Annotated in this window: 14 protein-coding genes; 1 reads left to right on the top strand and 13 read right to left on the bottom strand. The window is 61.2% G+C overall.

All coding sequences use genetic code 11. The annotated features are described in order from the left end of the window. Nucleotides 1-32 precede the first annotated feature (32 nt). The 11 genes from ACIQTW_RS01105 to ACIQTW_RS01055 form a co-directional block, all read right to left on the bottom strand. Nucleotides 33-428 (bottom strand): FKBP-type peptidyl-prolyl cis-trans isomerase, encoded by a 396-nt coding sequence (locus ACIQTW_RS01105; RefSeq protein WP_017200957.1) that lies wholly within the window; start codon nucleotides 426-428, stop codon nucleotides 33-35. 66 nt (nucleotides 429-494) lie between these two features. Next, on the bottom strand, nucleotides 495-1,427 hold the full coding sequence (locus tag ACIQTW_RS01100) for an FKBP-type peptidyl-prolyl cis-trans isomerase (protein ID WP_402932779.1): 933 nt from the start codon (nucleotides 1,425-1,427) through the stop codon (nucleotides 495-497). Nucleotides 1,428-1,556: 129 nt separating this feature from the next. Next, nucleotides 1,557-2,921: a Pup--protein ligase gene (pafA, locus tag ACIQTW_RS01095; RefSeq protein WP_091470747.1), complete on the bottom strand. Its 1,365-nt coding sequence runs from the start codon at nucleotides 2,919-2,921 to the stop codon at nucleotides 1,557-1,559. Between the two features lies 1 nt (nucleotide 2,922). After that, a complete protein-coding gene (gene prcA, locus ACIQTW_RS01090) occupies nucleotides 2,923-3,630 on the bottom strand; it encodes a proteasome subunit alpha (RefSeq protein WP_402932777.1) in 708 nt (235 codons plus the stop codon). Between the two features lies 1 nt (nucleotide 3,631). Further along, nucleotides 3,632-4,441, bottom strand: a complete 810-nt coding sequence (gene prcB, locus ACIQTW_RS01085) for a proteasome subunit beta (protein WP_402932775.1) — start codon at nucleotides 4,439-4,441, stop codon at nucleotides 3,632-3,634. A gap of 79 nt (nucleotides 4,442-4,520) precedes the next feature. Continuing rightward, nucleotides 4,521-4,724: a ubiquitin-like protein Pup gene (locus tag ACIQTW_RS01080; protein WP_017200952.1), complete on the bottom strand. Its 204-nt coding sequence runs from the start codon at nucleotides 4,722-4,724 to the stop codon at nucleotides 4,521-4,523. A gap of 120 nt (nucleotides 4,725-4,844) precedes the next feature. Then, nucleotides 4,845-6,464 (bottom strand): depupylase/deamidase Dop, encoded by a 1,620-nt coding sequence (gene dop / locus ACIQTW_RS01075; RefSeq protein ID WP_402936157.1) that lies wholly within the window; start codon nucleotides 6,462-6,464, stop codon nucleotides 4,845-4,847. 50 nt (nucleotides 6,465-6,514) lie between these two features. Continuing rightward, the gene (arc, locus tag ACIQTW_RS01070) at nucleotides 6,515-8,323 is read right to left on the bottom strand and encodes a proteasome ATPase (protein WP_402932772.1); all 1,809 of its coding nucleotides are present in this window, start codon (nucleotides 8,321-8,323) and stop codon (nucleotides 6,515-6,517) included. Between the two features lie 96 nt (nucleotides 8,324-8,419). Further along, nucleotides 8,420-9,484, bottom strand: a complete 1,065-nt coding sequence (locus ACIQTW_RS01065) for a tRNA (adenine-N1)-methyltransferase (protein WP_402932770.1) — start codon at nucleotides 9,482-9,484, stop codon at nucleotides 8,420-8,422. A 116-nt stretch (nucleotides 9,485-9,600) separates the two neighbouring features. After that, complete coding sequence (locus ACIQTW_RS01060; RefSeq protein ID WP_402932768.1) at nucleotides 9,601-10,767, bottom strand: site-2 protease family protein; 1,167 nt, start codon at nucleotides 10,765-10,767, stop codon at nucleotides 9,601-9,603. Beyond that, nucleotides 10,768-11,580: an HAD family hydrolase gene (locus tag ACIQTW_RS01055; RefSeq protein ID WP_402932766.1), complete on the bottom strand. Its 813-nt coding sequence runs from the start codon at nucleotides 11,578-11,580 to the stop codon at nucleotides 10,768-10,770. 30 nt (nucleotides 11,581-11,610) lie between these two features. Here ACIQTW_RS01055 and ACIQTW_RS01050 point away from each other — a divergent pair, with 30 nt between their 5' ends. After that, on the top strand, nucleotides 11,611-12,516 hold the full coding sequence (locus ACIQTW_RS01050) for a PAC2 family protein (RefSeq protein ID WP_054808090.1): 906 nt from the start codon (nucleotides 11,611-11,613) through the stop codon (nucleotides 12,514-12,516). 63 nt (nucleotides 12,517-12,579) lie between these two features. Here the strand turns inward: ACIQTW_RS01050 and mshC are convergent, their stop codons facing one another. Both mshC and ACIQTW_RS01040 read right to left on the bottom strand, forming a co-directional pair. Then, nucleotides 12,580-13,857, bottom strand: a complete 1,278-nt coding sequence (gene mshC, locus ACIQTW_RS01045; RefSeq protein ID WP_402932764.1) for a cysteine--1-D-myo-inosityl 2-amino-2-deoxy-alpha-D-glucopyranoside ligase — start codon at nucleotides 13,855-13,857, stop codon at nucleotides 12,580-12,582. A 15-nt stretch (nucleotides 13,858-13,872) separates the two neighbouring features. Beyond that, nucleotides 13,873-14,706, bottom strand: a complete 834-nt coding sequence (locus ACIQTW_RS01040; RefSeq protein ID WP_402932762.1) for an undecaprenyl-diphosphate phosphatase — start codon at nucleotides 14,704-14,706, stop codon at nucleotides 13,873-13,875. Between the last annotated feature and the right edge of the window lie 8 nt (nucleotides 14,707-14,714).

Here is a 14,714-nt window from a genome sequence, read left to right as displayed (position 1 = left end):
GAAGGTAACGCGCCTTGAAAGAAGCCTGAGTCCTAGCGAACAGCCACGAGGTCGACCACGAAGATCAAGGCCTCGTTGGGCTTAATTGCTCCACCAGCGCCACGTGAGCCATAGGCGAGCTCCGAGGGGATCTCCAGGCGACGGCGGCCGCCCACCTTCATGCCCAGCAGGCCCTGATCCCAACCCTGGATGACCTGGCCGACGCCGACGCGGAAGTCGAGCGGAGCGCCACGGCCCCAGGAAGCGTCGAATTCTTCGCCAGTGGACCAGGCAACGCCGACGTAGTGGGTGGAAACAGTGTCGCCGGCCTTGGCCTCGGGGCCGGTGCCCTCAATGAGGTCCGTGATAACGAGGTCCGTGGGGACGTCGCCTTCAGGGAAGTCGATTTCAGGCTTGGTGCGGTCGAAGTCACGCTGACCAAATGACATGGTTGCTCCTTAGTGAAAGGGACGGAGAAGTTTCAGGAACCAGCTTAGCCAGAACCTGGCTGGGATCTACTTTTTGCCGGTGATCTCGACGACGAAGACCAGCGGACCGGCGGGCTTACCCTGTGCAGCTGCGTTCGCCCCATAGGCGAGATCCGTGGGAATCGTCAAAAGAACCTTGGAACCCACCTTTTGGCCCGTAAGGCCAAGCGTCCAGCCCTTGATGACCTGGTTCAGGCCAAAGGTAGCGGCCTCCCCACGGTCATAGCTGGAGTCGAACTTGGTGCTGTCTTCCCAGCGCCAGCCACTGTAGTTGGCATCGATTGTGTCAGAGCTCGTCAGCTCCTCGCCGGTGCCCTCGGACAGGACCTTGACTGAAAGACCGGCAGGCACATCAGTTTTGGGGATCTCCACGGAAGGCACGCCCTTGTCGTCAAAGGTCACCTTGGGAAGCTTGCCGTCTTTGTCCAGCTGCTCGGTTTCTTCCTTGCTCAACAGGCCGGGTGCGTCCTTGGCCGAGGCGATCTTGAATACCACCAGTTGTGTGGACGCCGGTGCCGTTGCCGAGGAGTTGCCCGGAGCCGCGATAGCAACGTGGCTGCCGACTTTGGCGCCAATGATGGCGTCGAAGATCAGCTCATTGCCGGTTTTCATCTGCTCGGAGAGCTCAATCGGCTGGGGTCCTTTGGTGTAACCGTCCTCAAGCATCTTGCCGTCAGTACCATCCACTGCGACGAACACCAGTTCGGCAATTTGACCCATCTTTACGGGCTCACCTTCGCCTTCACTGACAACCTTGACGGTGGGTCCCGTCACAGCCAGCGGCTTGGAGAATTCAAGGGCGGGCGCCTTGTCGTTGCCGTTGTCCGTCACTTTCAGGGAGTCGAGCTTGGAGACGTCACCAACTGACTTGCTGGTGGGCTCGGCGGCCGGAGTGCTTTCCCCACCGCAGGCGGTAATGAGCAGGAGGGCGGGAAGAAGTATTGCTAGGAGTCGGCGCACAAAAAGACACTTTCGTCGGGGCAAAGGGACACTCGGAAAGGCGCGTAGCGCATCCAAGCAAGGTGGATCTCGGGAAGAGACCACTATCCAGAATAGCCCGTGAAGCTGGGAGCCAGCTTAAAGAGGCCGTCAGCCCATTGAGTCCAGGAGTGCATCCACTCGTTCGTCCACGCTGCGGAAAGGATCTTTGCACAGGATCGTTTGGTGGGCGCGGTCGTTAAGTTTCAGGTGCACCCAGTCCACTGTGTAGTCGCGGCCAAGCTCCTGCGCTCTCCGCACAAAGTCTCCCCGAAGTTTTGCCCGAGTCGTCTGCGGAGGTGCGTCCACCGCATCCTTGACGTCGGTTTCCGTGACCAGCCTGCGTGCTGCGCCGCGCGCCTGCAGGAGGAAAAAGATGCCGCGCTGGCGCGAAATATCGTGGTAAGTGAGGTCCAGTTGGGCAATACGGGGTGAATCCAGGCTGAGGTCATGGCGGCGCATGTAGCCGTCCATGAGCTTTTTCTTGATGGCCCAATCCACTTCGGTGTCGATGGTGCTGGTGTCGCCGCTCTCGATGGCATTCAAAGTCCGCTCCCACAAGTCCAGGATGAGCGGTACGTGGGCGTTGTGCGCGCCGTTCGTGGCCACGAAGTCCGTGACCTTGTTCAGGTACTCCCGCTGAATATCAAGTGCAGTGAGTTGCCGTCCGTTAGCCAATCGGACCAGTGCGCGGCCCGTAAGGTCGTGGGAAATTTCGCGGATGCTGCGGATGGGGTTCTCCATGCGCATGTCCCGCATGATGACGCCCGCCTCGATCATGCGGAGGATAAGGTCCACTGTGCCTACCTTGAGCAGCGCGGACGTCTCGGACATGTTGGAGTCGCCCACGATCACGTGGAGGCGGCGGTAGAACTCCGCATCCGCATGCGGTTCATCGCGTGTGTTGATAATGGGCCGGGACCGTGTGGTGGCCGAGGAAACGCCTTCCCAGATGTGGTCGGCGCGCTGGGAGAAAGCGAACGTGGCACCATGCGGGGTCTTCAAAACCTTGCCGGCGCCGGCGATCAGCTGCCGTGTGACCAGGAAGGGAATCAGGATCTCGGCCAAGCGGGAGAATTCCCCGCGCCTCGGTATGAGGTAGTTCTCGTGGCTGCCGTAGGAGTTCCCGGCTGAATCCGTGTTGTTCTTGAAGAGGTAGACCGTGCCATTGAAGCCCTCTGCCGCTAGCCTCGCCTGGGCCTCGTCCACGAGGTCGTCCAGGATAAGTTCGCCCGCCCGGTCATGGGCGATGAGCTGGGCAAGGTCGTCGCACTCGGCCGTGGCGTACTCAGGGTGGGAGCCCACATCAAGGTACAGCCGTGAACCGTTGGTGAGGAATACGTTGGAGGACCTCCCCCAACTGACCACCTTGCGGAACAGGTACCTGGCAACTTCCTCAGGAGCCAGCGGGCGTGAATCCGGACTGGAATAGGAGATTCCAAATTCCGTTTCGATGCCAAAAATCCGTTTATCCATCTCAGCTCTCCTCTGTGAGCAACCGGGTCATATCATCCGGCAGCAGCCGCCGGAACGCCCTGCGGGATCCGCGGTTGCTTTCCGAAGCCCGGTAGAGCACGGCGGCTTCGACGGCAGTAGCGGGCAGTTCTTCCACTTCCTTATTCGTGGCCAAGGCACGCAGTGCCAATTGCATGGCCCCCGCCAAGCTGAGCTCCGGCTCCCAGGCCCCGCTGACGACGTCGGAAATTTGGTCGGCAAGCCCGCCCATGACCACGAAGCCGTTCTCATCGGCGATTGATCCATCAAAGGTCAGCCGATAGAGGTGGTCCTGTTCCTGGGTGAAGCCGACCTCGGCCACCGCCAACTCCACTTCGAACGGTTTCTGCTCGGCCGTGAACACAGCTCCGAGGCTCTGTGCATAAACGCTGGCAAGGCCGCGCGCGGTCACGTCCTCGCGATCATAGGAATAACCGCGGACATCGGCGTAGCGAACGCCGGCTTGCCTGAGGCTTTCAAATTCGTTGTACTTACCCACTGCCGCGAAGGCGATTTTGTCGTAGATTTCACCGATTTTATGCAAGGACGGTGAAGGGTTTTCGGCGATCAATGCGATGCCGTCGGCGCAGCTGATGACCACAACAGAACGTCCGCGGGCGATGCCCTTCCGCGCGAAGTCCGCACGGTCCTTCATCAGCTGCTCGGGAGAGACATAGAACTGCTGTGTCATGTCAGGCCTCCCGTCCTGCGGCAGCCCGCGATTCGACAATCGTGCCGGCTATCGCGGCCAGGTCCCGTTCGGGGACGCGCCGGTTGCCGGCACGGTCGACGGTATACACCACCGGCCACAGTTGCCGGACAGGGTCAGGTCCACCGGTGGCGGAGTCGTCATCGGCGGCATCGTAGAGGGCTTCAACAGCCACTGCCACGGCGTTTTCTTCTGACAAGTTGGGCTTCCACAGTTTCTTCAGGGCACCCCGAGCGAATACGGAACCGGAACCAACGGAGTGATGCTCCTGTTCTTCGTAGCGGCCGCCTGTGACGTCGTAGGAGAACAAGCGGCCGACGCCGGAGACGTGGTCGAAGCCTGCAAACAGTGGAACGACTGCCATGCCCTGCATTGCCATGGGCAGGTTTCCGCGGATCATAGCGCCCAGTCGGTTGGCCTTGCCGACGAGGCTGAGGAGGGTGCCCTCGATCTTTTCGTAGTGCTCCAGCTCCACTTGGAAAAGCCGCGTGATATCGATTGCCAAGCCGGCAGTTCCGGCAATGCCGAGGACTGAATACTGGTCCGCCGGAAATACCTTTTCGATGTGCCGGCTGGCGATGATGTTGCCCATGGTGGCGCGGCGATCCCCGGCCATCAGCACACCACCGGCGTACGTCAAGGCCACGATCGTGGTGGCGTGCGGCGAGGCCGGGACCATGCCGGCGGGTAACGATTGAGTGAATGGAAGGAGTTCGGGACGCGAGCGTTGAAGATGCTCCGTGAAAGAAGACGTTGCCTGGGTGGCCAGGGGGCCGGTTGATGGGTCCTGCATTGCTGCACTCCTTCGACTCTGCATTCCGATGCCCGGCGGCCTCACGCCGGCCGGGCAGTACATCCTCTGGCGGGTCCGCCTACTGGCCGCCCTTTTGGACAAACGCCCTGACGAACTCTTCAGCGTTCGATTCGAGAACGCCGTCGATTTCGTCGAGGAGGTCATCCACGCCCTGCGTCGCTTCCGAAGCCTGCGCTTCGGGTGCTGCCGGGGGTGCCTCCGGTACGTCCACTTCGGTCTCGGTGTCCCGTGACTGCGGTTGTTGCTGCTCCTGTGCTGCCATTTTCTTTCTCCCTACTGTCAGTCTCCTGAAGACGGAGACCTCCTAATGCAATATTGCCACGCGGACCGGTGCTGCGGACGGCTTTGACCCGGCACGAATAGTCCTGTGGCGGGGCATCCGTCAACCCCGCACCGGCGGTGGCGTCTGACCCAACAATTCGGCCAGGAATGAAGCAGCATCCGTGTGGCGGTCAAAAAGTGCGCCGGTCAGAGCCTGTGTGCCCCTCAAGGGTTCACGTGTAGGCACTCGCTGCAATTTCCCCAGCCCTGGAACATCGAAGATCACTGAGTCCCAGCTGGCGCCAACGACGTCCTTGCCGAAACTGGATACGCACCGGCCGCGGAAGTAAGCCCGGGTGTCCGACGGCGGTTCGGTGACTGCCCGGGTGATGTCGCCGTCGTCGACAATACGCTTCATCCTGTCCCTGGAAAGCAACCTGTAGTAGAGGCCTTTCTCGGGCCGGATGTCGGACCATTGAAGATCCACCAGGCCGAGACGGGCATCGTCCCACGCCAGCCCGTCGCGGTTCCGGTAGCCTTCCAGCAATGATTTTTTGGCCACCCACTCAACCGAGGAGGCGGCAGCATCAGGATCTGTACCGAGAGTTGTCAACGTGGACTCCCAATGGGACAAAACCTGATGGGTATGACCGTCTCCAGTGACTGAATCTGCTACGCCTGTTTCCTGGGCCAGCTTGGCGGCTGCCTCGAAATACATCCATTGGAGGTCGAGTGCTGTCACGCGTCTTCCGTCGAGGAGCCTTACGGTGACGGCCAAGGTGGTGTCGTGGCTGATGGCTTGGAGGGCCTGGACGGGCTCATGAACTTCGATCCGGGGAGCCTGTCCCGCCTCAATAAGGCTCAGCACCATGGCGGTGGTTCCGAACTTCAGGAAATTCGAAGCCTGGCTGAGGTTGGCATCACCAATGATCACGTGGAGGCGACGATACTTGTCCGCTGTGGCGTGTGGCTCGTCCCTGGTGTTGATGATGGGCCGGCGGATGGTTGTTTCCAGCCCCACCTCTGCTTCAAAGAAGTCCGCGCGCTGGCTGATCTGGTAGCCGGGGGTTGAGCTGTCCTGCCCTATCCCCACCCTGCCTGCACCACAGATGACCTGCCGGGAAATGAAGAACGGTGTCAGTCCTCGGATGATGTCACCGAAGGGAACCGAGCGCGGCATGAGGTAGTTCTCATGCGAGCCATAGGACACAGACTTGTTATCGGTGTTGTTCTTGTACAGGTTGATAGGGGGAAGCGCGGTGTCGGACGCGACCTTCCGGACTGTGGCCAGCGCAACCAAGTCACCCGCCGCATCCCAGGCCACGGCATCGCGCGGGTTGGTGACCTCCGGACTGGAGTACTCAGGATGCGCATGGTCGACGTAAAGGCGGGCCCCATTGCCGAGTACCATGTTCATCAGCAGGGAACCGGACTCGTCAGCGCCGTCCAGTTCCAACTCCTGCCGGCCGTAGGCCAAGGCGACCGCTTCGGCGTCGAGCACTGGCGGCTGGTCCGTTAGCTGGCTGGGATCCGCTGCTGCCCTATCCAGTGTCCAGCCGCGGGCATCGTGCAGCGGTTCCTCGTCCGTGTAGTCCCACCGCGTTTCCGCGCCGCCCGCCGCGCGTTGGCGGGTAACGGTCGCATACGCCTGAATGATCCTTGCGGACATCATGGTGGCGTTAGCTCCCGGAGCTGACGGTGCGTGGATCCCATATTCAGTTTCCGAACCCATGACGCGCATGGCGCCGCCTGCGGGAAGCTTCTCTGCGGGTGAAGCCTCGGGCCTTGCCGTCACAGGTACTGACCTGTGTTGGCGGTGGTTTCGATGGACTTGCCAGGCTCCTGGCCTGCCTTGCCCTGAACAATGGTCCGGATGTAGGTGATCCTCTCGCCCTTCTTGCCCGAAATCCGTGCCCAGTCGTCCGGGTTGGTGGTGTTTGGCATGTCCTCATGCTCACGGAATTCATCCACCACGGCCCGAAGCAGGTGATCGATCCGAAGACCTTTTTGATGGCTCGTCAGCAAATCCTTGATGGCATACTTCTTGGCCCGATCCACCACATTCTGGACTACGGCGCCGGAGTTGAAGTCCTTGAAGTACAGCATTTCGGTGTCGCCGTTGGCATAGGTGACCTCGAGGTACTCGTTGGACTTCTCCGTGGAGTACATGGCCTCCACGGTGCGCTGGACCATGGCATCCACGGTGGCCTGCACGTCGCCTCCATATTCAGCCAAATCCTGAGGGTGGAAGGGCAGGTCAGTGGTGATGTACTTTGCGAAGATGTCGGCTGCGGCTTCGGCGTCGGGTCGTTGGATCTTAACCTTCACGTCAAGGCGACCGGGACGGAGGATCGCGGGATCGATCATGTCCTCACGGTTTGAGGCTCCAATCACGATCACGTTATCCAAGCGCTCCACACCGTCGATTTCACTAAGAAGCTGCGGCACGATGGTGGTTTCGACGTCGGACGACACCCCCGTACCGCGGGTGCGGAACAAGGAATCCATTTCGTCGAAGAAGACCACCACGGGGCTGCCATCTGAAGCCTTTTCCCGGGCGCGGGAGAAGATCAGCCGGATGTGGCGCTCGGTCTCACCCACGTACTTGTCAAGGAGCTCCGGGCCCTTGATGTTCAGGAAGTAACTCTTGAGATCGGTGTTGCCCGCCCGTTCCGCAGCCCGGGCAGCGAGCGAATTCGCTACTGCCTTGGCAATCAGGGTTTTGCCGCAGCCCGGAGGGCCGTAGAGCAAGATGCCCTTGGGGGCCTTCAGACCATGCTCACGGTAGAGGTCCGGATGGAGGAATGGCAGCTCAACGGCGTCGCGGATCTGCTCGATCTGCGGTCCAAGGCCACCGATGTCCTGGTAGGTGATGTCCGGAACTTCTTCGAGGACGAGGTTCTCCACCTCGGCGCGCGGGACTTTTTCCAGTGCATAGCCGGTCCGTGAATCGAGCGACAACGCGTCGCCCACTTTCAAATGAACGCTTTGGAGCGCGCCGGACAGCCTCACTACACGCTCTTCGTCGGCTCGGCCGACCACCAATGCCCGGTCCTTGCCCAGCATTTCCTTAAGGGTGACCAACTCGCCGGCGCGTTCGTAACCGAGCCCGGCCACTACCAGGAGTGCCTCGTTCAGCAGGACTTCCTGTCCTACAGCGAGCTGGTTGAGGTTCACGAGCGGGCTGACTCCCACGCGCATCTTGCGGCCGGCGTTGAAGATATCCACGGACTCTTCGGTGGCCGCCTGCCCTGAACTGCCGGCTGACGGTTGCTTCCGTGGGTTGATCTGAACCACGGTACCGAAGCTGTAAGGAGGCTGGCCCTCCTGCTCCAGGGCGCCCTTCAAACGAAGAATTTCAGCTTTGGCCGTTTCCAGCATGCTGACCAGTTTGCCGTTGTTCTGGGTCGCGGCTGCCAACTGGCGGTCGATGTGGCGAAGCTTGTCCCGGAGGATGTTGATTTGCCGTTCAGCAACAGTCAGCTCACTCGAGGTCTCTGGCGGTTGAACAGCGCCAATCCCCCGGTTTGCCGTATTCTCCGCTGCGTCGTTTGCTTCTTCCGGCGACGGCCGTCCAAGGTCATTGTTTGACGTATCCACGATTCATCAGCCCCTTCCTGCGCTTAACAAGACCTTAGTCCCGAAAAGCTCAGGGTGCTTGGTGACATTCGGAATGCGAACCCTATTGTGACCTTTTCAGTTTGTGACTGAGGGATCATCCTGGACGTTGGTCCCGGCGATAGCATCACGTGCTGCACGGCGCAGTTTCTTGTCCGAGACGGAACGCTCCCCCACTGCAGCAGGGGTCCAGGCGTTGAGGTCCTCTTCGCTGAATTCGGTCTTGGAAGGACGGCGCTTCACGGAAATTCCTGTGACGCCATCAGCAAGGCGGCGGGCGACCAGCAGGAATCCGGTGTGGGCGACCATTCGGTGGTCCGGACGGACAGCAAGGCCTTCGAGGTGCCAGCCACGAACCATCGATTCCCAAGCGTCCGGCTCGGTGAAGCGGCCGTCAGCGCGGATGGCTTCGGCAGTACGGGACAACTGGGTGACGGTTGCTACGTAGTTGATCCAGACACCGCCTGGAGCCAGGACAGTAGCTACGGCGTCCAAGCACTCCCACGGCGCCAGCATGTCCAGCACAACCCGGTCCACGGACCCCGGTGCCTCGGCCTTGACTACCTCTTCCTGGAAATCTCCCAGGGAGATCTGCCATGCAGGGTGCGGTCCGCCGAAGATGGTCTCAACGTTTCCCCTGGCGATGTCGGCGAACTCTTCGCGACGCTCGAAGGAATGGAGGTATCCGCCGTCGCCGACTGCACGCAGCAGGGAGATGGAGAGTGCGCCGGAGCCCACTCCGGCTTCCACAACACGAGCGCCAGGGAAGATATCGGCCATGGTGACGATCTGGGCTGCATCTTTGGGATAAACCACAGCGGCACCACGGGGCATGGACAGAACGAAGTCTGAGAGCAACGGCCGCAACGTCTGATACTGCTGGCCGACGTTGTTGCTAACCACCGAGCCATCCACCTTGCCGATGATTTCATCGTGGTTCAAGAAGCCGCGGTGCGTATGGAAAGCTCCGCCCACCTCCAAGGTGATGGTGTTCATGCGCCCACGCTCGTCCGTGAGCTGGACCCGCTCGCCCACACGGAAAGGCCCGCGGCGTCGTGCAGCGCCCGTCGGCTGACCTGTTGAGCCGGTACCGGGCTCGTCAGTGCCTGTGGTTGCTGCGGGGGCGGCGGTTTCGCTGCTCATGTGGTGTTCCTCGCTCCTGTACGGCTGGGCCGCGGTGTGTAACCGGCTGGTGGGCGCCAAAAAATCAATGGGTTTGTTTGTATATCCGCCGGCATGTAACTCTACCGGCAAGGCAGTCAGGCGCGGCCGCGCTTACGTGCTTCTTTACCTGTTATGGCCGTCACTACGGCCTGCTGGCGGAGCAGCCCGGTGACGATTCCGTTGTGATCAACCACAGCGTATTCTCCGCCCTCCAGCCGAGCCAAGTACTGGATCAATTCCTGCCCCTTGGACCATTCGGGGACGTACGCCCCGGCGGCCAGGGCATGCGCCACTGCGGTGACAGGCGTCGTCGTGGCAGCTGCTGCCGGCACGGCGAGTGTTGCGCTGAAATCCACAACTCCCTGCGGTTTGCCGTCAGGACCGCAAATCACGACCGCGGGAGTGCCTGCCGGCGAAATGTCCAGGACATCTGATACCGAGGCTGAGTTCGGCACGCCCACTGCGGGCTCAGCCAACCCGGCGGCACTGACCAAGTACAGGCGACTGCGGAGCTTCGCATGGTGGATGGAGCTCGAGGCGCCCATCCAGAGGAAACCGCAGACGAGCACGGTAATGAGTATGAGGCTGAGGTCCAGGGGTGTGCCTTGGATGAGCGGCAGTCCAATGAACCAGATAACCAACGCGGCGACAATAGCGCGCCCGGACCAGCCAGCGGCTATGGTGCCTTTGTCCTGGCTACCAGTGGCTTTCCATACTGCGGATTCCACGAGGCGGCCCCCATCCAAGGGCAATCCGGGAAGGACGTTGAACAACCCGATCAGGAGGTTGGCCCACATCAGGATGTTCGCGAGGGTGTCCGGGACGCCGCTCAGAACGCCGGTGGAAATCACGGCCCACATCCCGGCAGCCAAGACAAAGTTGGAGGCAGGTCCAGCCAGGGCGACTACTACTGATCGACCCGGTGAGGCGGTGAAGTTCTCAAATTGGGTGTGGCCGCCCCAAAGGTTGAGCACAATTTTTTCTGACGGCCAGTTGAAGGCCTTTGCGCTAAGCGCATGCGCCAATTCGTGGACAAGCACGGAAACAGCAAGGAGTAGGGCGTATCCCAAGGCGACGAAGTACGCTCCGATGCCGAGTTCGGGCGTCCGAACCAGCAGCGCCGGGCCGTAAACGATGACCGTGAAGGCAGCGATAATGAACCACGAATAAGCCAAGTAGACCGGAATGCCGGCGATTCGTCCGAGGGGGATGCCGTCCTTCTTTTTGGTTTGCGAGTGCTGCTGTGTGGAGGGGCTGCTCACCTAGTTAGCCCCTTCGAGCAGGTTTGCTGCGGCGAAACGGTCAGCCACGAGCTGCTGAAGATCGGGCGCGGTACGGCCCGCCAACGTGGGCCACACGATCATCCGGGGGTCTTCCGGGAGGGGAACCTGATGGGGAATTCCTACTGTCACAACACCGGATGCGATGGCGGCTGTGGCGCCTGGAATGGAATCCTCCAAGGCAACACAGTGGTCAATGGTGACGGACGGGTCATCCAGCCTGAGCCGTTCTACGGCGGTGAGGTAGGCCTCCGGGTGCGGCTTGCCGTTGGTGACGGTGTCGCCTGTCACCATGAATTCGAAGTAGGGCTTGGGAAGGCTTTCCACCACGACGCCGGCCAAAGGGCCCTCCGACATTGTCACCAAGGCACAGCGGATGCCCGCAAGGTGGAGTTCATCCAGCAGTTCGCGTGCTCCGGGCCGCCACGGAACTTCCTTGCGGACCTGCTCGATGACTTCTGCGCTCAGCGTGTCCACGATGTCACGGGCTTCGAGCCTTACGCCTGCGGCCTGCAAAACGGCAGCCGAGTGAAGCAGGGACTGCCCCACCAATTGCATGGCCTGCTGGTGGGACCATGTGCCGCCGTGCGATTCCACCAGCGCGCGCTCCGCGGCGATCCAGTAGGGTTCGGTGTCCACGAGTGTGCCATCCATATCCCAGAGCACGGCTTTGAGGAGGGGCTGGCTGGGTAACGAATGCATGGTTTCCAGTCTACGTGGAACCTGGCGGGCGCCTGTTCGTCCGTTGCGCTCTGGGCGAATCCCGGACACGCTTCGGTGTGAAATGCCATGCATCCACGAGGGTCTTGGACGTAGGGTGAGTGGATGAACAGTGTGGACGGGACCCCCGAAGGACAGGACATCACCGCGGAGCCCGAGCGTTTCCTCAAGGAACCCGCGGACGGCCAGCGTGTCACCGTAATGCTCGCCGCGTTTGAGGGCTGGAATGACGCCGGTGAGGCCGCTAGCGATGCGCTGCACTATTTGAACAAGCTCTGGGACGGCAAGAAGGTCGCCACTGTGGACGCCGAGGAGTACTACGACTTCCAGTTCACGCGGCCAACCGTGCGGCGCACGTCCTCAGGTGCCCGGAAGGTGAAATGGCCGTCGACGCGCATTTACAAGGCTGAAGTTCCCGACAGCAACGTTGACGTGGTCCTGGTGCTCGGTACCGAACCTTCATACCGCTGGCGCGCCTACACCACCGAATTACTGGTCCATGCCGAAGCACTCAAGGTGGACTCCGTGATTTTGGTGGGGGCCCTGCTGGCCGATGTGCCTCACAGTCGTCCAATTCCGGTCAGCACCACCACCGAGGACAGTTCCCTGCGGGAGCGCCTCAACCTGGAGGCGTCCCAGTACGAAGGGCCTGTGGGCATCGTGGGTGTGCTCGCAGAGTTCGCAATGCTGGCAGGGCTGCCCACGGTCTCCCTGTGGGCAGCAGTTCCGCACTACGTTGCCCAGCCGCCCTCCCCCAAGGCGCAGCTCGCGATCCTGCACAGGATCGAGGATCTGCTCCAGGTTCCCTTGGACAGCCAGGCGTTGGCTGAAGAATCGGAGGCTTGGGAGCGCGGAGTGGACGAGCTCGCCACGGAAGACCCTGAGATTGCTGCTTATGTGCGGCAACTGGAGGAAGCGAAGGACACCGCTGATCTCCCGGAGGCGTCCGGTGAATCGATTGCCCGCGAGTTCGAGCGGTATTTGAAGCGACGCGGAAAAGAGCGTCCCTAAGGTTCAGAAAACCAACAACGGCCCTGACGCGATGTCAGGGCCGTTGCTGGTTTTCCGGGTAGCTTAGAGCTCAATCCCGAGCAAAGCATCAATGGCGTCGGTAACAAGGGCGGTATCCTGCTCCGACTTCTCAGCGGCAGTGCGAATCGCTTCCTTCGCCCAAGAGTCGACGGCGGCGATTGCGCCAGGAGCGTTGAGGTCGTTTGCAAGTTCATCGCGCATGGCAGATATGAGTCCTGCAGCGGATCCGGCCGGCGCGCAGTCCAAGGCAGCACGCCACTGTGTGAGCCGGTCCTTGGCTTCGGCGAACTCCGCATCGGTCCAAGACCAGTCCGAGCGGTAGTGGTGGGCAAGGATGGCAAGGCGGATCGCCGCCGGCTCCTCCCCTGCAGCGCGCAGCTTTGAGACAAGTACCAGGTTGCCCTTGGACTTGCTCATCTTCTCGCCGTCCAAGCCCACCATGCCGGCGTGTGAGTAGTGGCGCGCCAGCGGAACGCCGGACAAGGAGTAGGCATGGCCTGCGCCCATTTCATGGTGCGGGAAGACCAGATCAGAGCCGCCGCCCTGAACAGTGAAGGGGGCGGGAAGGTACTTTTGCGCGATCACCGTACATTCGATGTGCCAACCCGGCCGGCCATCGCCCAAGGTAGCTCCGGGCCAGCTCGGTTCGCCGTCCCGTGCAACGCGCCAGAGCAAGGGATCCAAGGCATGCCGCTTGCCCGCCCTGGCTGGGTCGCCACCGCGCTCTGCGAAGAGTTCCAGCATTTCCGTTTCGCCGAGCCCGGAGACATCGCCCAGTGTCCAGGCGTCTGTGGCATCCGAGCGCTTACCGGCAGTTTCGACGTCGTAGTAGACATCGCCGTCGGGTTCTCCTCCGGAACCGGCAACGCGGTAGGCAACGCCATCGGCAATAAGCTGCTCGATGGCGGGCACGATGTCCGGGATCGCCTCGACTGCCCCGATGTAGTGGTTCGGTGCGAGGACATTCAAGGCGTCCATGTCTGACTGGAACAGCTCGATCTGGCTCTGGGCCAAGTCACGCCAGTCCACGCCTGTTGCCGTGGCGCGTTCCAGGAGGGGATCATCGATGTCCGTGACGTTCTGGACGTAGGACACCCGGACGCCGGCATCGCGCCAGGCACGATTCAGGAGGTCGAATGCCACGTAACTGGCTGCGTGTCCCATATGGGTAGCGTCATACGGCGTGATGCCACAGACGTACATTGACTGTTCCGGCTGTCTCTCGACATCCACCACACGGCCGAGGGCTGTGTCGTACAGCCGTAGTTGCGGCATGCTGCCGGGCAGCTCAGGAACAGGGCGGGAGGTCCACGATTTCACGACTCAACCTTAGTGCTAGGCACTGATCACATTGAAACCGAGCAGGACATACAAGGCCAGGCCCAGGAGTATCCGGTACCAAACGAACAGCCTGTAGCTGCGGGTGGAGACAAACTTCAGGAACCAACCAATGATGATGTAACCCACCACGAAAGCGATCACTGTGGCCAACGCAGTCTCCGGGAGGCCGTAGGGACCAGCAATGCCCTCGTTCGTCACGGTCTTATAGAGCTGGTAGAGGCCACTGCCGAACACTGCTGGAATGGCCAGGAGGAAGGAATACCGGGCAGCTGCTTCACGGGTGTAGCCCATGAGGAGGCCGGCTGTGATGGTGCCGCCGGAGCGGGAAACGCCCGGAATCAACGCCATGGCTTGCGCGAAGCCGTAGAGGATGCCGTGCTTATAGCTCAGTTGCGTGAGGTCCCGCTCTTGCCGGCCGATGGCATCGGCAACAGCAAGAATCATGCCGAAGACAATCAGCATGGTGGCAACGATCCACATACTGCGCAACACCGACTCGATCTGGTCCTGGAACAGTAAGCCCAGGATAATGATCGGCAAGCTGCCCAGGATGACCAGCCAACCCATGCGGGCATCCGGATTATTGCGCTCGACCTTGCCACTGAGGGAGCCGAACCAAGCCCTGACGATCCGCACGATGTCACGCCAGAAATAGACGATGACGGCGGTTTCAGTTCCCAACTGCGTAATGGCCGTGAATGCTGCACCTGGGTCTGCGGCATTCGGAAGGAACGAGCCGACAATGCGCAGGTGTGCACTCGAGGAAATCGGGAGGAATTCGGTAAGGCCCTGTACCAGGCCCAGCAAAGCTGCTTCTATCCAGTTCACGTGAATAG

The organism is Paenarthrobacter sp. NPDC090517 (assembly GCF_044769165.1).
Taxonomy (GTDB): Bacteria; Actinomycetota; Actinomycetes; order Actinomycetales; family Micrococcaceae; genus Arthrobacter.
This window is presented reverse-complemented; position numbering and strand designations above follow the sequence as displayed.